A 19,637-nucleotide genomic window follows, 5' to 3' on the forward strand; every position below is an offset into this window, starting at 1 on the left:
TATCGTTGTCAATCCGTATCCCTCGAGGAACATATCAAACACATCCCGAACTATTGCAGCTGCTTCAGGATCAACAAGTATCCTCTTATTGATCCTGTCTGCCACATAGCCGATCGGAAGGCTTTCGATAACACCTGAACTCTTTTGTTTCTGTCTTATCCCCGCCTTGACCTTGCGGCTGATATCCTTTGCATAAAAGTCATTGAATATCTGCTTGAAGCCGATGAGCAGGTCATCATTTTCGTTTGAACTATCGATTCCCTCAGTCACCGAGATCACTTTTACCTTGTTCTGCCGGAGATGGTCTATGAACAGATCTGTTTGCGTTCTGTGTCTGCCGAGTCTGGAAAGGTCCTTGACCAGCACTATCTCGATTTTCTTCTCATCGACCGCATTTTCGAGTTCACCCAAACCCTTGCGGTTGAATGTCATTCCGGACACATTGTCATCAAAGCTCTCTCCAACTATGTCATGTCCATTTTGATTTGCATAGTCGACAAGTATCTGTCTTTGGTTTTGCAGACTGTTCATTTCCTGGTCTTCATCTCTGGACAGTCTGTAGTAAAGCCACGCTTTCAAGTTTTTCACATCCTTTCATTATTTGACACGCACGCAAGGTACCGCCTGCGCTACAACAGACACTACCACAATCCTGTTCACTTATCCAGCTATTTAGCCGACATTTAAGAATATTCTACCTAACCAACAGATTGCAAGCGTTCATCATTGTGCACTCTGCTCGATTCCATATAGTCTTTAATAAGTGTCCTGATGATCATCTCTGACTGTTTATCGTCCCCGACATACTCAAATGTCACCTTTTTTATAACAGGTATTTCAAGTGTTCTTGCCATTTGTTCAATTTCCCCTTCCTTGACCTTGCTTTCTATGTTTAGCAATTACTCACTTATCTTCTTCATTCCTATCAGCATTTCCCGCCGCTGCGCATAGGCACATGGTCAATGCACCCATAAAACCGCCTGCAAGAAATCCAAGTATAAAGTTAGTCATATTATTCACCTCCGTTATTCCAGTAAATCAAGGCTGACCTTGAGTGCCTGATCTACCTCAAGCATTTTCATATCATCAACTGTGCCGATGTAGTCACCAAACCTTGCTCTGTCAAGAGTAAGTATCTGCTCTGCAAGGGCGGTGCTTTCAAGAAACAATCCGTAATTCCTGCCGAGCTCCACATGTGTCGGCAGCATATTTTTGATCTGTGATGTTATCGGGATCACTATTATTGTTCTTGAACGAAGATTTCCGACATCGTTCTGAACCACAAGTACAGGGCGATGCCCCTCCTGCTCGGAGCCGACTCCTTCCTCAAGCTGTGCGTAGTAGATTTGTCCTCTGTGAATCATACCGAACCCTCCTTTCTTTTTGCCAAAAAGCAGTTAAAACCTTTGCAGTCACGGAAGCAAAGCACTCTGCCTGTTCTAAGATCTGCCCATACGCAGCGGTGACACGGCAATGTTTCCTTTGCTTTTGGGTATCTTCTTAAAAGCATATCCATTTCGTTTCTCAGCAATTTTCTTCCGTCACCAAAACGGTATTCTCCTCCGTCAAGTGTATATGCAGCTATCAGTATCCAAATAATCACCTGTCGCTCTGTGGTCTCGTTTATTTTGGCAAGCTGTGCAACGGTATAATCGTGATAGATAAAGTATGTATATGTGATTGAAATCGAAAGATCAAGTTGTCTCATATTGGAACGGATATATCTATCTCGTATATCATTTATCCAGTCTAGTTCAACATTAATCGGCTCTGATAGGTATTCTTTCTTAGTTTTACTCATTGTATTTTCCTCCTACTTATTAAACTCAGGTTATATGTAAAATGAACGGCGGTTCATCTTTGATCTGACAAACCGCCGTAACTTCGTTTTGCCTATTTTGCAATATTTGTCCTCGACACCCGTTGCACCGGAACTGTACAAACTATCGGCAGCGTACCGATATCATGGGAGTCTCATCCCTCTGTGGGTCTCACAAAGCCGTCCTCATTGTTATTAGCTGTGACTGGACGGAAGTATCATTATCCTCCTGCGTTTCATCGCCCTCGGGAAGCTGTCCCGATCTTGGAGATGATATTTTTCGCTCTGCATTTGTGCGTCATGGCGTATCTCTCGTCTGGCTGTCGACCTTCTACCGACCGCAGGATTAACGTATCTGTATAGCTGATATTCGATTTTCAAGATGCTTCGAGAAGTCCTTTTCGTACCCCTCTAATTAAGAGGCAGTGGGAGAAGCATTTTGAGGGGGTATTTTACAAATTTTTTTTGATTTTTTTAATTGCGCCTTCTACGCTTTCCCGAATGTTCTTGTAACCAACATGTTCTTTGACAGCGATTTGCCTGTAAGTCAATCCTTTAAAATAGTAATCATACAGTCTTTTTCTCTGCAATTCTTTCAGGGCATTCATGGCGTTAAGGATCCGTTCTCTTATCATTGTGTTTTCGACCTCATCCGCTACCGGATCTGTAGACATATCTGCAACTGTCAGAGTAATATCGTTCCCTTCGTCATTTGTCATTTCCTCAAAAAAACCATCGTCATTATGAAAATGCATCTGTCTGAATTTCTCTCTGCGATCGTTAAGGAGAGACGAATTTATAGCTTCAGCCATTTTCAGAAATTTGTCCACAGGCACTATAACCATATCAGCGAGCTTCGGATGATTTTCTCTGAAATCGGGATCATCTGTTGCTATGATATACTTAGGTCCGATGTAGCCCTCACCATAGTATTTCTCTGCAAGAATATAGAAATATCCTTGTTTTTTTATAGCCTTATGTACATTTTCTGCCTTAATCGCTCTGTTATCGTTCATTTTTTGACCTCCGTTCTGTTTTTTTCATTGCGAAAAGACAAAACGAAGATCAAGGATATTTAGCTGCTATGCACAGCCATTTTGATACAGTAAATATAATTGCCCTCTTTCTCCGAGCTTTCGGAAAAAGAAGGCAATTACACGAAATCTATTAAGTTTTTTACCAAGCAAAAAAAGACCGCAAGAAACAAATGGATACAATTAATCAAGGATAGCTAAAGTAAAGATGGAACTATCCTGTATCCACTAAATTTCGTGCGGCCCCGGTAGCAGAATAACTTATGTTATTCTCTCCGATTGCTCGGTTTGTATTTTATCACTCACCCTATAACTCTGATCAGTGTGACTAAAAAGCTACGGGATCGTGTTCTGAAGTAATTGAAGTTTATAACATAAATGTCCTTGCATTTTGGACACTTAAACTCCATATGTCCCCTTACATCACCATAGACCTTGGAGACAAGGAAGTGACAGTTGGGACACCTCAGATCTCTCTGTGCAAGGTCAATGGTTTCCTGCTTGGAGAGATCAAGTTTTCTTTTTTCATTTGGCGTGATCAAAATACCACCGCCTGTTCCATATCGCCCATTGTAAGCGATATATACTGATCCATACTGTGATACTTGAACAGCTTGAGTTCCTTCATTCGTATCAAAAGAGATGTGAAAGACACTCCCAGATAATCAGCCATCTCTATAATGCGCTGCTTATCATCATTCATAAGAATGTTGTTGCCGAAAATAGGGATCTCCCTGCTGCCGAACATCAGCTTTGATGTTGCGCATACAAGCTGCCTCGGCATCAGAAGAGCTGCCGCTCCCCTATCGGCTGCCCACTCGTCAAGTGACATCATTTCACACAATTCTGCCTTGTTATACTGCTCATCTCCGTGCATTTGACTGTTAAAGCCGTATGAAGAGTTGCCGTTTATTACACTATCAATGTAATGATACAGTTCGTGAGCAAGCGTAAAGCGTCTTTTTGCTTTTTCGCTGTCACCCTTGAGCGAGATATCCAGCAGTATCGTGTTCTTAGGGAATGAATAGTTGCCGATCCTGCCGTTCCTGATCATCTTATATATACTCTTACCATCGGTTAGGCAGCCAAGTCTGTCCTGCTTTTCGGTCGGGAATCTTACATAAAACACCTTGAGCTTGAAGAACTGCAAAGCAAGTCCCGCAATATCCACAGGCTTTTCGATGTAGTTTTCTCCCTCGTATTTCTGAACAATGCTCTCGCACAGTTCATCTATTTCACGTCTGGTCTTGATCTGTTTCATATGCAGCTCCTTTCAATGTCGGTGATTAGTTCGTTTAGGAAAATGCAAAACGCTTTTGCTGACTCCAGTTATATCACATAATGTTCTATTTGTCAACAGAACATTTGTAATTTTGTATGTTCTGTGATAAAACCGAACATTTGATTATTCATTTTGCTGAATTCGTTTCGATTTGTGAAAAAATATTCTGTTTTCTCTTGACAATGTAGCAGACCCGTGATACAGTAAAACTATAAAGTTCGGTTCAACAGTGATTATAGTGGAACAGAACACGGAGGAATTGATATGACATTAGGTGAAAAACTGAAAGCATTGAGAACATCAGCAGGACTCACTCAGAAACAGTTAGCTGAAAAGGTCGGTGTATCCGACAAGTCACTTGGTTACTACGAAACCAACGAGCGAACACCACGCAAAAGCACTATAACCTCTATATCCGAGTATTTCAATGTACCTGCCGAGTTTCTTACGCAGGAATCAGAAGATGATTTTGAAAAGCTTGCACAGTACGCTGATCGTGAAAGCGGAAAAGCAGAGGCTGACAGGATCATCAAAGATGTTCAGGGCTTATTTGCAGGGGGCAAACTCAGTGAAGAGGACAGAGATGCCGTTATGCTGACGCTCCAGAACATCTACTGGGAAGTAAAAGCGAAACAAAACAAGGATAAGTGACGGGGGTAAAAGGATTGAACTACATATATGATATGGTTCAAGAATTGATCGAAAAGTATTCAACCAGAGATCCCTATGAGCTATGCGATGCACTCGGGATAATGTACCGCATAGCAGATCTGGGCAGTCTCAAGGGATTTTTCACGCTTGAAAAGGATAAGCGACTTTTTTCAGAGTCCTCTCAACGGATATAACCGAAGACGGCAGGAGACAGTGCAGCAAAAACGTCGCCATGTCCGTTATCGTGTGCTTATCGGCAGGGATAATGCTTATAATGAACATCATCAGGCATGCGACGCTTATGACGATAACCTCGATCATACTCGTTGCGGGGTTCGCCTTTACGGGGATACTTGCGGACGTTTTCAGAAAGGACAAGGCTTCCTCGGTGATAATGGCTTTTATCCTCACGGGCGTTTTCACCGTTTTCCCGATATCGGGAGGAAACGAGGGCTTTGCGGTACTTTGGCTGCTGCTTATCCCGCTGTTCAGCATAAGCCTTTTCGGTATGAAAATAGGAATAGGTATGAATGTGTATTTCACTCTGCTTGTGATAGTTCTGTTCTACACTCCGCTGAACACATATATCAGCGACCTTTACACCGACAATTTCATGAAGCGCTTTCCCGTGCTTTTCATTGCGGATTCTGCGACCGCACAGTTTCTTGCGATGAGTATGGAATACTACTACAAGATCACGAGGCTCCAGGTCTATACCGACGATATGACGGGTGTTTACAACCGAAAGTATTTCATCGAGAGGATAGAGAGCCCCGAGGTGTTAAGAGACGACCTGTGTATATCGGTGATAGACGTAAACGGGCTGAAAGAGACTAACGACACTCTCGGTCACGTTGCCGGCGATGAGCTGATATGTGTTGTTCCTTTGTTTGCAAGAAAAGCATTCGGCAACAGCGTGCTGATAGCAAGGCTGGGCGGAGACGAGTTTGCCGTCGTGACATACGACAGTGCCGAAGAAGCCATGAAAAAGGCCGAAGCGATGAAGGCATTTGCCGCACAGCATAAGGGAAAGCTCGTTCAGGGCGTGTTCCTCTCGGTGGGCACAGCCTGTCGGAGCGAATATAAGGACCTTTCCCCCGAGGGACTGTTCCAGACTGCCGATAAGTTTATGTACGAGGATAAGTCGGCTTATTACAGGCAAAAAGGCCACGACAGACGACGCAGATAGAGCTCCGAGCCGCTTGAAAATGTTTACATATGCCCCCGGACAGATTAACTCCGGCGGCATTTTTTGTCGGCTTGCTTCGTCCGGTTCGGATATAATGGCATATTCGATAACAATTTGCTGTATTTTTGTGCATTTTTTATCTTTTTGCTCTTGAAAAAATCTGAAAGAAGTGGTATAATTTTATAAGGTTTAACCATATCATATATGTTTTAAATGGTAGACTCTTTCGGGCAAGATAAAAACGGTCCGGGCAAGGAGATGAGCAGATGCCGCAAATCGAAGAAACACCAGCCGAAATCACTCCCGAACAGGAGCCTGACGGGGAGGACAACGAGCAGGCTGCTCCTCAAACCCCCGAAACCAAACAGACAACCGAGGCAGCCGAAACAGCCGAGGCCGACAAGGAAAAGCCGAAGAAGAAAAAGAAAAAGCGCACCGCAAAGGACTATGCGATATCCTTTTTCATCAAGATAGGCGTGACGGTGGCAGTGCTGTGGGGCTTGCTGACATTCGTGATAGGCATAAACGTCTGTCACACTAACACAGCGTACCCGTCTGTAAAGGACGGCGACCTGTGCGTTACCTATCGCCTTGCAAAGCCCGAAACGGGGAAGCTGATAGTTTACAAGCACGACGGCGAAGTAAGGTTCGGACGTGTTATGGCGATCGGCGGCGAAACAGTCAATATCAAAAACGACTATGTCTCCGTCAATGACTACGGTATCCCCGACAACACGGTGTACCCCACACCGACAGAAGGGTCAGCTGTAAGCTTTCCCTACAAAGTACCCGATAACTGCGTGTTCGTTCTGAACGAATACCGAAGTGACCTCTCCGACAGCAGGACATTCGGCGGTATCCCGCTGGAGGAGATACAGGGAACAGTGGTATTCACGATGAGAATGCGTGGAATATAGCAAAACAACATTTTTTAAGGAGGAAAACAATATGAAAGCAAAAAGGTTTTTGGCAGCAGTCGCTTCGCTGGGTCTTGCTGTTTCCATGATGTCTGCATTCTCCCTCAGCGCAAGCGCAGATTCGGTCTACAAAACTATCGAAGGAGATAAGCACACGACATTTGATAAGTATCTGGTAATGGAAAGCGACGCAGTCGTTCCGAATGCAAGCTTCTCGTTCACCATCGCTCCCGGTACGGCTGTCCCTGCAACAGGCGGCTCTACCCTTCCCGTACTCGCAGGTATCGGCACGCCGGAGTTCACTCTTAAAACCGATACCGACCACACTAACGATAACGAAAATACAGCGACCGAAGCGACCGTCAGCTTCTCGCCTGCTGATACCGATGTCAGCGGAACGACCATCGCCGAGAGCCATAAGGGAGAGGGAAAGACTGTAAAGTTTGTGACCGCAACACCGAACAATGACGAAAAGTACGCTCAGAAGAAGATAGACATAGATTTCTCGCATGTCGAATTTACCGAGCCGGGAATCTATCGCTATGTCATCACTGAGGAAGCAGCAACCAGTCAGGCTGCAGGCGTAACGAACGATACAAACAGCACAAGAGTTCTTGATGTTGTTGTTGTAGATGCTTCGGCAGAAAACGTCAACAAGCTCAAGATCAACAACTATGTTCTGCACGACAGTGCTGATGATATCCCTACAAAGGGTACAGGTAATTCCGCACCTATCGCACATAAGTCCACAGGTTTCACCAATACATACAATACCCACGATATCGAGTTTTCAAAGACCATTGCCGGTAACCAGGGTTCAAGGGACAAGTATTTCAAATTCGATATAAGCATCAGCAATGCCAAGGGCGCTCAGATAACCGTTAACGGCTGTGGAAACACTTTCCTTGCAGAGCCCAAAAAGAGCACGACCACGATCTATACCGAAGCTAATATGAAGACCGCCAACGCCAAAGACGACGACGGTGACAGAGACGGTCAGCAGCTCACTGCCAATGAAAACGGTGCTATCACAGCTTCCTTCTATCTCAAGCACGGTCAGAGCATTAAGCTTGAGGGCGTTCCGGCAGGTGCAAAGTACACCATCACCGAAGCAGAGGAAAACTACACACCGAGCATTGCTGTTTCTGAAAATGTAAAGGAAGGCTCGGGCTATGAAGCAGATGTTGCCGTTAACGATGACAAAAACGGTATCACCGATATGACCACCGGTCTTAAGGGCAACACCACAGCTACATTCACAAATACACTTAACGGAGATGTTCCCACAGGTATCTTCTCGAATATGGGACTTTCGATAATCGTTATCGCAGTCGCAGCAGTCGGTGCAGCAGTCAGCCTTATCATTATCAAAAAGAAAAAGTCTGAGGAAGACTGAAAGAATTGCTTAGATTCTGGAAAAAAATGAACGAGCTGTACAGCTGGTTCATATTCGCCGTGTTTGTAGTTGTTCTTCTCATAGGCTTGTGGCAGGCTTATGACGGCTACTATACCTTTGACCACACGCTTGACAAGAGCATACTCAGGTATAAGCCCGACCCGGACGACCCCGCCGCTTCTGCGGATTCACCGATAACGCAGGAACAGGTCGGCTGGATAACTATCGACGACACAAACATAGACTACCCTGTTATGCAGGGAAAGGATAATTCCTATTTCCTTAATACCGACCCGTTCGGAAATTACTCGCTCTCCGGCAGCATTTTCCTGGACAGCAGGTGCAGTCCCGATTTCTCGGACCGCTTCTCTGTCATCTACGGGCATCATATGGATTACGGAAAAATGTTCGGCTCGCTGGACGACTTTCTGAACGAGCCGTATATGAAAAGCCACAGAACAGGTACACTTATGACAGGCAGAAATGCCGACAAGGTCTATAAGCTGGAGGTGTTCGCCTCAATGAAGGTGAGCAGCACAGAAAAGACCGTGTTTGACATGGACAGTGCAAGAATAGCTGCGTTCATCAGGAACAGCGCCGATGTGCAGATAGCCGATAAGGACAAACGCATCGTTGCTCTGGCTACCTGTTCGGACGCAAACACACTGACAAAAACCGTTGTTTTTTGCTATATTGTTGAATAGAAAGGAGGGCAGGCATATGAAAAAATTTGTTAAAGCAGCTTTTGCTATGACAGTATGTCTGCTCTCTCTTTTCGTTTTTTCAATAAGCTCGATCAGTGCAAGCGCATACAAAACTGCAACTGTGAAAATACCCGTAAGCTGTCTTGATACTTCGGGAGGGACTTCCGGAAGCTATAAGATAAGCATTGAACCACAAAACGATTCTCCTGCGCCGAGTGCAAATGATCTCGATATACCCGCAAACGGCAAGGGAAACTTCACTATCAGCATCAGCGAACCGGGGACTTATATCTACAAGGTCTCCGAAATACCGGGAAATGACCCGAACATCACATATGACGACAAGGTCTATGAGATAACGGTGTTTGTTGAAAACGACGGCGCTGACGGACTGAAATACTCAGTCTCCGCAAAGCGTTCCGGGACAGATCTGAAGTCGCCCGACGTCCATTTTAAAAATATCGGCGACCCAAATTCAACAAGCAAGATCACAAAACAAACAACAGCCAAGACGGAAACAACTAAGAAACAAACGACCAAGAAAGCTACAACATCTGCAAGCAGTTCTGACGACTCGGACGGAGGCGTAAACCCGATCACGGGCTTTATAAACGCCGCCGCATCGCACGCAGTCGGGCTTACAATGCTCGCAGCGGTTGTTATCATATTACTTACACTCCTTTTAAAGCGGGACAACAGCAAGGAGGACAAAAACAATGAAAGGTAGTCTGAAAAAGCGCATCGCAAACGCCGCCTGTGCATTTGCCGTGCTCATATCGTCAATATGCTGCTGCCTTCCCCTCAGCGCCGCCGCACAGGAGCAGGGAGTGAGCTGTGAACAGCAAAGCACACAGCTTCAGCATCAGAGCTTTGAGCTTCACCCCAACGGCGAAGGCTCGGGGCAGACCGTAAAGCTCGACGGTATGATGCCTCAGGGCGCAAAAGCCGAAGCAGTCGACGTTTCAGACGAGCACAGCGGAATTGCGGCATACGATATAACCATAAGCAAGGACGAGACAGAATTCCAGCCCGAAGAGGGTCACCCGATAAAGGTCGAGATAACCGACCCGTCTATCTCGGGAAAAGACTCCGAAGATATACAGCTGTGGCATATCCTTGACGACGGCAGCCGTGAGCAGGTCACAGATATCACGGTGAAAAACGGGAAAATAAGCTTCTACGCAACGGGCTTCAGTGTTTACGAGATAGTAAAGCAGGAAAGCCAGGCAGCGGGCACGCTCGACGAAATAAGCACTATTGCCGACCTTTATACGCATATCAGCAAGGGCAACGGCGTGTATATTGCGACCTGGCAGTATTACTTTTTCGTGCAAAACGAGCAGTACGACGTGGACAACAATTCCCGTACGGGAATAAAAAAATTCAGGACAGAATACGGCGACAGAAGTAAAAACACGGTCAATCTGAAGCCTGCGGAAATAGTGAGCAATTCTTCTGAATACTACTTTGAGGACATCTCCTACAATGAAACCAGCCACACCATCACAGCCAAGATATGGTGCAAGGACTCAAAAGGCGCCAAGCAATACGTTAAGCAAAACGTCAAAAGCCTGAGCTTTGAAACAGACAAAGCAAAGGCTACCACATTCTCCGTTGAATCACATACAGGCGGCGGCTTTCTTATCGCAGGCAGCGGCAACAAACCAAGCAGATATTGCTGGAACCAACAGGGCAACAAAGGCGGAAACGGAATTGCAGCTTTTAACAATGACAATGATACCAATGCCAGATTCAGCATCTGGAACTATACCCCGCCTCAAAACGACCAGTATAACGGAAAGAGCTACGGCATTTTCCACTACTCGTCCGGTTCGACCTCGGGCGACGCTCTTATGTCGGGCGGAAAGAACCACTCGCTGGTAAAGCTCATCCTTACCGCCAAGCAGAACAACAAGATACTCTATGTCGATGAAAACAAGGAGATAGATAAGTGGACATTCACCCGTGAATCCAACGGCAGCTATGTTATATCTGTCGGAAAGGGCTCGTCGGCTAAGTACCTCTGCATCGGCGAAAACGGAGTGAGCGTGACCGCAGACAAAAGCAGCGCAAGCAGATTTACTGTGACCAAAGACAGTAATGGCCTTGTTCAGCTCAGCTCGGGCGGATACTACATCAACCACTCTCCTTCCGGTGAAGATGATGAACCGGGCAGCTTTGGCGTTACGACCGACAAGACCGACCCGCGTACCTGGCTTTATCTGCTCGACCAGGCTGACTTGACAGATGATGACCTCATCACATTCTCCGCAGACAGAGTCAGCATATCTGATGTCAAGGACGGAGAAAAGGTCATCGTTTACATAAGGATCTGGAACGAAAACGAACTGAAATACGACATTTATGCGGTCAACCACGACGGCTCGCTTTTCCCCTGCTACGCCTCGGGCGGAAAGATACTCTGGCTGGGCGAGGGAACAAGCTCTTTGGAGTGGGAATTCACCGAGTACCTCGACGAGGTAACTAAGCAGCCTAACTATTACTATGAACTTCTCAATCCGTATTCAGAAAAATATATCGCTCCGCAGATGACCGGCAATCAGGTGCTTTCGGACGATAAGATAGGCATCAACCTGCCCGGACGAAGGAACGGCGAATTTTACAGCGAGATAATCGCCTGGGACAATTCAAGATACTCCTATATCGGTCTGCGCCCGAAAAGCGATAATTCAGCGCTCGAGCCGTGCTCTGAGTCGGTTTCCTTCCCGTTTTACTTTGCAAGGCTTGAAGATCTCAACCTCGGCGACAAGCTCCACACAGTAAAAACCGTAGACAACGATGTTCACGGAATCAAGATGAAGATGGTGGACTTCAGCGGTGATGTAAATCATGGCGAAACAGGCGGTACACAGCAGACAGGATACCTTGGCAACAATGGTTATGTTCCCGGTTCTGCTACGACCGGACTGCTTTCAACAGATCTTGACTCTAACGAATATCCGATAGCAACTTATTCAAACAGCAGCCTGAGTGGGCTTTACAGTAATGCGCAGGAAGTAAACCACCTGTTCATTGAAAGCGTATATAATTCAAGCGGATATTTTGAGTTCGACAGCACACAGAACTTTGCGACGCTTGTGCCTACCGACGACGGCAATTTTACAGTATACCGTGAGCTTGGAACGAGCTATAACCAGCCCAAATATACACTTCAGCACGGTCAGTTCTTCCCATACAATACCATAACCGCAGGAGTCTATTCAAAAGATAACCCACTAAACCTATACTCTTCCGATGCACGACCGGGTCAGACTAATACAGGCCTGCTTTTGGACACAGATCCGAGAAAGTACGAAAAGCTCTACTCCGCAGGCGACAAAAATCAGCTGGATTACTATTTCGGATTGGAAATGGAAGCCGAGTTCGTTCAGACTGTCAGCGGTCTGGATGCATGGGGTCACGACATCATCTTTGACTTCAAGGGTGACGACGACTTCTGGCTTTACGTTGACGGCGAGCTTGTTATCGACCTCGGCGGAATACACTCCGCACTCGAAGGAAAGGTAAACTTCCGTACCGGAAAAGTCACCGTGAACGGTACGAATACGACTCTCAAGGAGATCTTCAGAAAGAACCTCACCGACAGAGGCGTTCAAAACGTTGAGGAGGAGCTCGATAAAATATTCGAGGACAACGGAAGCGGACAGTACATCTTCAAGGATTACACCAAGCACAAGATGCGTGTGTTCTATATGGAAAGAGGTGCGGGTGCATCAAATCTGTATATGCATTTCAACATCGCTTCTGTTACACCGGGTCACGTAGTTGTATCAAAAAATGTTACCGGCACGGGCTCGGATGCTATCGACAAGGAGTTTATCGAGTATCCTTTCCAGATCTACTACTCGCTCAACGACGGTCCTAATGGTGAACCCGGAGAGGAGCGCCTGCTTGCCAACGATGACGAGCATATCCGTGTCACCTATCAGAACTCCAACCAGCCGGTAACTTACGTTAAAAAATACCGACCGCCCGGAGTCTCGGATGAAGATGCTTATGAAAACATTTATTTCATCAACCCGACCAAGAAAGCCGAGATATCCTTCCCCGAAAACACGATCAATTACAGGATAGTCGAATGTGCCGTAGACAGCTCGATTTACGGAAAAGTACTCATCAACGGCAATGAAGTACCGGAAGAAAGAGTAGAGATAAAGGGCGACCTGAGAAGCTACTCCTCAGAGATAGGCACATCTGAAAACAAGCCGAACATTGCTTTTGACAACGTGGTGAACGATAACGTCATAAAGGACCTGTACATCACCAAGAAGCTGCTCGACGAAGACGACCACGAGATAACCAACGACCCCGCTACATTCAGCTTCAGACTCTATCTCTCATCTATCGAGCCTGAAAGTGCTGATAATATGACAGCTGCAAATATGGCAAAATACTGCGTTCTGTCGCCTAATAAAAAGGTTTGCAGATTTGACCACGAAACGGGTAAATTTGCTGAAACAGACCTCACGTTCAATCATCAGCTGCTTGACGATCTGAGCAAGGGCGCAGTATCGGGCTGGAACTACGACGACGTTGTGTTCAGGTCATCGGGCTTCGGTGCGATATCCGGGATTCCATCAGGATATACCATATGTGTACCCGGACTCCCCGTAGGCTCTGTGTTCAAAGTCACAGAGGACGTTAAAACAGGCTACGGTCTTATGGGCTACGAACGTGTAATGGGCTCAAAGATAAACGAGGACAACACACAGGAGGATATCCCCTCTTACCACAATTTCAACGATAGTCCGCTGAACGTAGGCCGTGTCATTGCGGAAGAAAACCCACAGATGGAGGTCATAAACAAAAAAGGCTTCGGACTGAGCGTACGCAAGGTGTGGAGCGACCTGGATATAACTGTCGGGCACGCACCCGTTTACACCGCAGTCTATGTCGACGGCGAGCTTCTTGAAGGCTCCGTAAAACAGATAAAGTCGCCGAGCACGACCGCATACTATTTCTGGTCAACGCTCAAACCAAAAAAGAACGGTTTGGAAAGGATAAACCTGAACGACTATGTTGTTAAAGAGGTCACGATCAGCGGTACATCTCCGACGGTCGCCTACGACGGAACGGTGACAGACTACGGAACAGTAACTCCGGTCGAGAGCGACAGCTCGCTGAGGCTCTGCGCAACACGAAAATCCAATGCGATACCCAAGGGAGAAGATGCACAAAAGGAATTCAATTATATCGTTTCTTACAGCGTCGGAAACAACGAAGGCTCAACAAGAACAGACACTATAACCAATACCCGTGAAAGCGGTATTGCGATAAGGCTGTTCAAGTGGGACAGCACTGTTCCTCTTGCGGGCGGAACTTTCAAGCTTGTCGATGACACGACAGGAAAAACAGTTGGCACATACACCTCAGATTCAAAGGGCATCGTAAAAATGCTGTACGACTTTGATATGTCGCACACATACACGCTGACGCAGACAAGCGCACCAAAGGGCTATGTCGGTCTTCAGAAGGACGTTAAGTTCAAGGTCAACGCCGACGAAACTGTATCGCTGTTCTACGACGATATGGGAAATTGGGGCGAAAAGGATCCCGCCGACCTTAAATGGGCAAACGGCAAGCCCGGAAGCAACGGTATCACAGCATATGTCGATATCTACAACAAACAGTTCAATTTCAAGATAATGAAAATGGACAGTGAGAATCCGAATATTCTGCTCGGCTCTGCACATTTTGAACTGTATAAGCAGTCAAACACGGCGATAAGCGGTTTTGTAAAGTACCCCTATCCTATGGAGGGCTTTGAAGACCTCGTTACCGTGAACGGAGTTGTCGATGTCTGCGGAGGAAACAGCTCAAGGGTCATCAACCCCGGCGAAAAAGGCTCTGTCTACTTCCTGACGGAAAAACAGGCGCCGTTCAATTACAAAAGACTCCAACACGATATTATGTTCCACATCTCACCTCTTGGCGTTCCGTCGCTGATAAGCGATTCGTGCGAGGGTGAGCTTATCGAAACGGAGGACAGCTACATCTACACGCTGAGCGTCACAAACACCAAGGAAAACGCTGCGCTCAACACGCTCACAGTCGAAAAGCTGGTCAAAGGCTCTGCGGGAAACAAAAACAGAGATTTCGGCTTTGTCATTTCCGTCAACGGACTTGACAGCAGCAGCGAGATAACCTGGGCAAAGAACGGAGAAAAGCAGGATAATCTGAGCTACAGCGGAGGCGAATTTACGCTGAAGCACGCCGAAAAGGCAGAATTCGTACTCCCTGCCGGCGTGACGGTGACCGTGATGGAGGAGGAAACAGAATACAACACCACCTTCCAACTCGGTGATGAAGAAGCCGAGAACAAGAACATCAAGGAGTTCCAGTTCACAGACCCGACTACGCTTGTCGTCACAAACACGCTCAACGGACACATTCCCACGGGCGTGATGACACCGCTTAAACGTGGAGCTGTAATGATATTCATCGCAGCTGTACCGATAGGCTTGTTCATTTACCTCAGGCGAAGAAAAGAACAGTTCTCATAACAGATAAAGCGGCAAAGGAGCAATTCCTCTGCCGCTTTTTCATATCACACACGACCGCCCGGGAGTTATTCTCCCGGGCGGTGTCAGTATCTGTTCGGTTTTATTTGTCATAATCTGCTCGCCGCTGACGTACAGCTTTCAGCCGTTTGAGTCTATCGTGGCAGACGCCCTGAAATGAGCCTGAAACATCAGCAGCGATCCGTTTTTTCAGCAGACAGAAAGCCGGGCTATCTCTGCTTTCTGATTATGCGGTAATAAAGCTTTGCGGTCAGAAGATATACAGCAGTATACAGCACAAAATAACCTGCAAAACCTATGGCACAGCTTTTCAGATAGGTCTTGGTGCTGTCCAGTCCGATATAAGCCAGAAGTCTGCCTACCATAGGGAATGCGATCACGGTGTGTAACATTGCAAACACCAGCGGGAGGAAGAAAACAAGGAGTATCTGCGAACGTATAGTTGATCTTACCTCGTCCTCGCTCATTCCGACGTTCTGCATTATCCTGAACCTGCCTGCGTCCTCATAGCCCTCGGTGAGCTGTTTATAGTAGATTATAAGCACCGTTTCAAGCACAAACAGCGTACCGAGAAATACTCCGAGGAAGAAAAGCGAACCGAACGCAAGCATCATGCCTGCTTTTTCCTCCGAACGGTAACGGGTCGGGTCGAGATAGGTCTTGCCGTTGATAAGAGAGTGGGTATCCTTGTCTTTAAGCACGTCCTTTAATTCTCTGTCGCTGTCGGGTATAGGCTGTTTGTAGTAAATCTCCATCGTATGGAATTCGCTGGATCTGAACAGTGAAGCTTTGTTGAAAGCATCTATAAATTCCTGCACCTCTTCATTTGTGGCTACGGTGATCCTTACACCATCCTCAGTACCATCTTTGTTGTATACGTATTTTCTCACCTTATATTCACTGCCGAAAAACTCAAAGCGATCGTTATCAAAGCTCCTGTCTTTGGACTCAATAACTATCTCGCCTTTTTCTGTGTAGTATTCCTTCTTGATATCAGCGGGATCCTTTTTGAAAAGAACGTCCTCTTCTCTGTCTCCGAGATATCGGGTGTCTATCGAATCATATGCCTGTACGGTCAGAGTAACCTTGTCTTCAGACTTTATTCCTCCATCATATCCAGGAATTACATATATATAGCTGCCGCCAACTTCATATTCACCTTTTTCAAGCGGCACAAAGTTATGGTCTTTTCTTCCCTTAAGATACATTTTCGCCATAAGGTACTTTTCTATCCTATCGGGCTTAACTCTTTCAAGGATATCCTTTTCTATTCCGAAAGCTACTTCACCATTATAGTCATTACAGGTAACGATGACTGCATCGCCGTCCGTCAGCTGACTGTCGATACCAAGCATCAGTGAAGATGTTGACGAAACGCTTATCAGCACCATTGTAGACAGGATAGTCACGCTGGCAAGGCCGACACAGTTTCGCTTCATTCGGTAGATAAGCCCCGAAACAGACGTAAAGTGCTTTGTCTTGTAATAAAATCTCTTGTTCTTTTTAAGCAGCCTGAGAAATGCTATGATAGCTGCGATAAATATGAAATATGTCCCGAGGATAACGAACAATACGGCGCCTGCAAGAATATGCAGAGTCATCCTTGGGTCGGCGACAAAGAACGAAAGAGTATATCCGCCTAAAAGCATCAGCACTCCAACAATGGTCATAAAAAGCTTTGTTTTCGGCTCTTTCTCTCCCTTTCATGCTGCAGAAAGAAGCTCTATCGGGTTTGAAAAGTGAAGTGTGCGCAGAGCAAACAAAAACACTCCCACAAAGGTAACTGCCATTACAGCGACCGAATCTAAGATACCCGTCATGGATATATGCGCCGACAGCTTTGAGGCATGTTCGCCCAGCGGATTTGCAAGCAATCCCGTGATGAGCTGTTCAAGCCCGATGCCAACAGCGATGCCGAGCACAAAGGTAATCGCTGCGATCATCACCGTTTCGATCAGCAACAACTTTGCGATATGCCGTTTCTCCATTCCGAGAATGTTGAGCAAGCCGAACTCACGGCTTCGTCTTTGAAGAATAAAGCTGTTTAATAAAAGACTATGACCACAGCAAATGCGGAGGTCACGTAAGAGCCGTACTTTAACAGCTTCGGAAGCGTTGCTCCACCGTGCGGGATACTGGAAAGGTCGGGGTTTACAGACAGCGAACGGATAATGTATATCATCGCTGTCATTAGTACGCAGGTCAGTATGTATGGCACATACATCTTTGCGTTCTTTTTTATGTTGTCCCTTGAAAGGCGCAGGAAGATACGGCTGTTCACTGCTTATCCCCGCCTTTCATAAGTGATGTCAGAGTATCGGAGATAGTCTGGTACATCTCCTCAAAGGACTTGTCCTCTCTGTAAAGCTGGTTGAAAAGCGTTCCGTCCTTTATAAAAAGAACTCTGCTCGCACGGCTCGCCGCCTTGGTGGAATGTGTCACCATAACGATAGTCTGTCCCTGCTTATTGAGCGTATCGAAAATGTCCAGCACGCTGTCTGTTGACCTTGAATCGAGCGCACCCGTCGGCTCGTCGGCAAGAATAAGCTTGGGCAGTGTGATGACTGCCCTTGCGATAGCAGTCCTCTGCTTCTGACCGCCCGAAAGCTCATATGGGTACTTTTCTATAAGTCCGTCTATCCCGAGCTGGCTGGCTATGGGTGTGAGGCGCTTTTCCATCTCGCCATAGCTCATACCCATCAGCACAAGCGGAAGAAGTATGTTATCCTTGACCGAGAAGTTTTCAAGAAGGTTGAAATCCTGAAAAACGAAGCCAAGATTGTCACGGCGAAAAGTGAAGTGTTATACTTAAATAGCAGTCGACAAACACCCAAAAATCTGGTAGAATAAAATTGATAAAATCGGAAAGGGAAAACGATTATGAAGTACAGTAAAGAATTCAAAGAAGAAGCGTTAAAGCTCTCTGATGAGATCGGACTGAAAAAGGCTGCTCAGCAATTAGGCATCCAGTATTACACACTGTCTGACTGGCGCTCAAAACGAAATGCCGCTGCCAAGGCTAAGAAATATCAGATGTCAGATGAAGAACTTAAACAGCGTAATCTTGAGCTTGAACGAGAAAATGCCGAGCTTCGCAAAGCAAATGATATTCTCAAGGATGCACTCGGTTTTTTCGCAAAAGACCGGAAGAAGTAAAGACAAGCGAACGTCACCTGTTCGTTAATGAGTTCCGCAGCAAGTATGGAGCGAAAGCAATATGCAGATTTCTGAAAATCAGCGAATCAGGCTATTATCGCTGGCTCAGGAATCAGGGCAAGCCTGGTGCAAGGCAGCTTCTTCTGGTCAAAATACAAGGAATACTATCAGAGCATCCTGACAACAAGAATTACGGTGTCAGAAGGATGCAGGCAGCTCTTGCCCAGAAAGGCACTCACGTCAGCCTCAGAACAGTATACCGTACTATGAGCGAAGCCGAGCTTATTCACAAGAACCGCAGACCTCACGGTATCACAAAGACTGATTCCGAAACTCAGGACAGAGAAAACCTGATCAAGAGAGATTTCACTGCAAACGCACCGCTGAAAAAGCTGCTGACTGATATCACCGAGGCCCAGTGCGCTGACGGAAAGCTCTATGTTTCGCCGATTTTTGATTGTTATAACGGCGAGATCGTCGCTCTTGAAATGCGTGATAACATGAAGAAAGAACTCTGTATTGACACTGTAAAACAGCTTCGTGAGAAGTACGGCAGGCTCGATGGAACTGTCCTTCACAGTGACCGTGGCTGCCAGTATACAAGCTATGCCTTCCGCAGGGAACTTGTAACAAATGGGCTAATCCAGAGCCTCAGCGGTACCGCTCATTGCTTCGACAACGCTCGCATGGAGAGTTTCTTCGCCACGCTGAAAAAAGAAAAGCTGTATCAGATCCCGACCTACAGAATGAAGCGTGAAGAGGTCAAGACTGTCATCTTCAGATACATCTTCGGTTATTACAACACACAAAGGATCAACAGCTTCAATGAAGGTGGTCTCCCACCTGTGGCGTTAAGAACTTCAAAGCAGCTCTCTCATCACGCCGCCTGATATCTGCCTATCCAAGATTTTGGGTATTTTATGACTGCACATTTCTTGACAAGTCCA

General features: G+C 46.3%; 20 protein-coding genes and 1 pseudogene. 10 read left to right on the plus strand and 11 right to left on the minus strand.

The window, feature by feature from the left end:
- From T494_RS0111100 to T494_RS0111135, 7 genes are all read right to left on the minus strand, one after another.
- A partial coding sequence (locus T494_RS0111100) for a recombinase family protein (RefSeq protein ID WP_037344767.1) occupies positions 1 to 588 on the minus strand: 588 nt, incomplete at its 3' end.
- Positions 589 to 698: 110 nt separating this feature from the next.
- Positions 699 to 899, minus strand: a complete 201-nt coding sequence (locus tag T494_RS13950; RefSeq protein ID WP_155984109.1) for a hypothetical protein — start codon at positions 897 to 899, stop codon at positions 699 to 701.
- A 4-nt stretch (positions 900 to 903) separates the two neighbouring features.
- Complete coding sequence (locus tag T494_RS13705) at positions 904 to 1,011, minus strand: DUF3789 domain-containing protein (protein ID WP_081777295.1); 108 nt, start codon at positions 1,009 to 1,011, stop codon at positions 904 to 906.
- Between the two features lie 14 nt (positions 1,012 to 1,025).
- Positions 1,026 to 1,364 carry a type II toxin-antitoxin system PemK/MazF family toxin gene (locus T494_RS0111115; protein ID WP_028506362.1) on the minus strand — a complete coding sequence of 113 codons (339 nt, stop codon included), beginning with the start codon at positions 1,362 to 1,364 and terminating at the stop codon, positions 1,026 to 1,028.
- Complete coding sequence (locus T494_RS0111120) at positions 1,361 to 1,801, minus strand: hypothetical protein (protein ID WP_028506363.1); 441 nt, start codon at positions 1,799 to 1,801, stop codon at positions 1,361 to 1,363. The genes T494_RS0111115 and T494_RS0111120 overlap by 4 nt, the downstream gene beginning before the upstream one ends.
- A gap of 470 nt (positions 1,802 to 2,271) precedes the next feature.
- Complete coding sequence (locus T494_RS13540) at positions 2,272 to 2,835, minus strand: sigma-70 family RNA polymerase sigma factor (RefSeq protein WP_051540389.1); 564 nt, start codon at positions 2,833 to 2,835, stop codon at positions 2,272 to 2,274.
- Positions 2,836 to 3,391: 556 nt separating this feature from the next.
- Positions 3,392 to 4,114, minus strand: coding sequence for an ImmA/IrrE family metallo-endopeptidase (locus tag T494_RS0111135; protein WP_028506365.1), 723 nt, complete (start codon positions 4,112 to 4,114; stop codon positions 3,392 to 3,394).
- Positions 4,115 to 4,399: 285 nt separating this feature from the next.
- On the opposite strand from T494_RS0111135, the gene T494_RS0111140 reads away from it, so the two are divergent.
- The 8 genes from T494_RS0111140 to T494_RS0111175 all read left to right on the plus strand — a co-directional run bounded on the left by T494_RS0111140 (position 4,400) and on the right by T494_RS0111175 (position 15,516).
- On the plus strand, positions 4,400 to 4,786 hold the full coding sequence (locus tag T494_RS0111140) for a helix-turn-helix transcriptional regulator (protein WP_028506366.1): 387 nt from the start codon (positions 4,400 to 4,402) through the stop codon (positions 4,784 to 4,786).
- A gap of 14 nt (positions 4,787 to 4,800) precedes the next feature.
- Complete coding sequence (locus tag T494_RS0111145) at positions 4,801 to 4,980, plus strand: hypothetical protein (RefSeq protein ID WP_028506367.1); 180 nt, start codon at positions 4,801 to 4,803, stop codon at positions 4,978 to 4,980.
- A gap of 80 nt (positions 4,981 to 5,060) precedes the next feature.
- On the plus strand, positions 5,061 to 5,975 hold the full coding sequence (locus T494_RS0111150; protein WP_197021158.1) for a GGDEF domain-containing protein: 915 nt from the start codon (positions 5,061 to 5,063) through the stop codon (positions 5,973 to 5,975).
- A gap of 266 nt (positions 5,976 to 6,241) precedes the next feature.
- Positions 6,242 to 6,892 (plus strand): signal peptidase I, encoded by a 651-nt coding sequence (gene lepB, locus T494_RS0111155; RefSeq protein WP_028506369.1) that lies wholly within the window; start codon positions 6,242 to 6,244, stop codon positions 6,890 to 6,892.
- 31 nt (positions 6,893 to 6,923) lie between these two features.
- Positions 6,924 to 8,288 (plus strand): FctA domain-containing protein, encoded by a 1,365-nt coding sequence (locus tag T494_RS0111160; protein WP_028506370.1) that lies wholly within the window; start codon positions 6,924 to 6,926, stop codon positions 8,286 to 8,288.
- 26 nt (positions 8,289 to 8,314) lie between these two features.
- Positions 8,315 to 8,992, plus strand: a complete 678-nt coding sequence (locus T494_RS0111165; RefSeq protein WP_028506371.1) for a class B sortase — start codon at positions 8,315 to 8,317, stop codon at positions 8,990 to 8,992.
- Positions 8,993 to 9,008: 16 nt separating this feature from the next.
- Positions 9,009 to 9,719, plus strand: coding sequence for an FctA domain-containing protein (locus T494_RS0111170; RefSeq protein WP_028506372.1), 711 nt, complete (start codon positions 9,009 to 9,011; stop codon positions 9,717 to 9,719).
- On the plus strand, positions 9,709 to 15,516 hold the full coding sequence (locus tag T494_RS0111175; RefSeq protein WP_028506373.1) for a SpaA isopeptide-forming pilin-related protein: 5,808 nt from the start codon (positions 9,709 to 9,711) through the stop codon (positions 15,514 to 15,516). Before T494_RS0111170 ends, T494_RS0111175 begins: the two co-directional genes overlap by 11 nt.
- Positions 15,517 to 15,743: 227 nt before the next feature.
- Here T494_RS0111175 and T494_RS0111180 read toward each other — a convergent pair whose 3' ends face one another.
- The 4 genes and pseudogenes from T494_RS0111180 to T494_RS13065 all read right to left on the minus strand — a co-directional run.
- Positions 15,744 to 17,204 carry an FtsX-like permease family protein gene (locus T494_RS0111180; protein WP_028506374.1) on the minus strand — a complete coding sequence of 487 codons (1,461 nt, stop codon included), beginning with the start codon at positions 17,202 to 17,204 and terminating at the stop codon, positions 15,744 to 15,746.
- Positions 17,205 to 17,237: 33 nt separating this feature from the next.
- On the minus strand, positions 17,238 to 17,540 hold the full coding sequence (locus tag T494_RS14050; protein ID WP_197021160.1) for an FtsX-like permease family protein: 303 nt from the start codon (positions 17,538 to 17,540) through the stop codon (positions 17,238 to 17,240).
- A 38-nt stretch (positions 17,541 to 17,578) separates the two neighbouring features.
- Positions 17,579 to 17,815 (minus strand): hypothetical protein, encoded by a 237-nt coding sequence (locus T494_RS14055; protein ID WP_028506376.1) that lies wholly within the window; start codon positions 17,813 to 17,815, stop codon positions 17,579 to 17,581.
- Positions 17,812 to 18,327 (minus strand): annotated as a pseudogene (locus T494_RS13065) (ABC transporter ATP-binding protein); the annotation flags it as partial. The gene T494_RS14055 and the pseudogene T494_RS13065, both read right to left, overlap by 4 nt.
- Before the next feature lie 87 nt (positions 18,328 to 18,414).
- Between T494_RS13065 and T494_RS0111200 the strand changes: the two are divergent.
- Together T494_RS0111200 and T494_RS0111205 are read left to right on the plus strand one after the other, a co-directional pair.
- Positions 18,415 to 18,690 carry a transposase gene (locus T494_RS0111200; protein WP_242836426.1) on the plus strand — a complete coding sequence of 92 codons (276 nt, stop codon included), beginning with the start codon at positions 18,415 to 18,417 and terminating at the stop codon, positions 18,688 to 18,690.
- Between the two features lie 17 nt (positions 18,691 to 18,707).
- Entirely contained in the window at positions 18,708 to 19,580 is an 873-nt protein-coding gene (locus T494_RS0111205; RefSeq protein WP_155984081.1) for an IS3 family transposase, read from the plus strand.
- Positions 19,581 to 19,637 lie beyond the last annotated feature (57 nt).

The organism is Ruminococcus sp. FC2018, assembly GCF_000621805.1.
Classification (GTDB): Bacteria; Bacillota; Clostridia; order Oscillospirales; family Ruminococcaceae; genus Hominimerdicola.

Excerpts from the sequence above, each read along its gene's own strand:
- T494_RS13705 (WP_081777295.1), bottom strand. The coding sequence starts at position 1,011 with ATGACTAACTTTATACTTGGATTTCTTGCAGGCGGTTTTATGGGTGCA.
- T494_RS0111115 (WP_028506362.1), bottom strand. The coding sequence starts at position 1,364 with ATGATTCACAGAGGACAAATCTACTACGCACAGCTTGAGGAAGGAGTC.
- T494_RS0111120 (WP_028506363.1), bottom strand. The coding sequence starts at position 1,801 with ATGAGTAAAACTAAGAAAGAATACCTATCAGAGCCGATTAATGTTGAA.
- T494_RS13540 (WP_051540389.1), bottom strand. The coding sequence starts at position 2,835 with ATGAACGATAACAGAGCGATTAAGGCAGAAAATGTACATAAGGCTATA.
- T494_RS0111135 (WP_028506365.1), bottom strand. The coding sequence starts at position 4,114 with ATGAAACAGATCAAGACCAGACGTGAAATAGATGAACTGTGCGAGAGC.
- T494_RS0111140 (WP_028506366.1), top strand. The coding sequence starts at position 4,400 with ATGACATTAGGTGAAAAACTGAAAGCATTGAGAACATCAGCAGGACTC.
- T494_RS0111150 (WP_197021158.1), top strand. The coding sequence starts at position 5,061 with ATGAACATCATCAGGCATGCGACGCTTATGACGATAACCTCGATCATA.
- lepB (WP_028506369.1), top strand. The coding sequence starts at position 6,242 with ATGCCGCAAATCGAAGAAACACCAGCCGAAATCACTCCCGAACAGGAG.
- T494_RS0111160 (WP_028506370.1), top strand. The coding sequence starts at position 6,924 with ATGAAAGCAAAAAGGTTTTTGGCAGCAGTCGCTTCGCTGGGTCTTGCT.
- T494_RS0111165 (WP_028506371.1), top strand. The coding sequence starts at position 8,315 with ATGAACGAGCTGTACAGCTGGTTCATATTCGCCGTGTTTGTAGTTGTT.
- T494_RS0111170 (WP_028506372.1), top strand. The coding sequence starts at position 9,009 with ATGAAAAAATTTGTTAAAGCAGCTTTTGCTATGACAGTATGTCTGCTC.
- T494_RS0111175 (WP_028506373.1), top strand. The coding sequence starts at position 9,709 with ATGAAAGGTAGTCTGAAAAAGCGCATCGCAAACGCCGCCTGTGCATTT.
- T494_RS0111180 (WP_028506374.1), bottom strand. The coding sequence starts at position 17,204 with ATGACCATTGTTGGAGTGCTGATGCTTTTAGGCGGATATACTCTTTCG.
- T494_RS0111200 (WP_242836426.1), top strand. The coding sequence starts at position 18,415 with ATGAAGTACAGTAAAGAATTCAAAGAAGAAGCGTTAAAGCTCTCTGAT.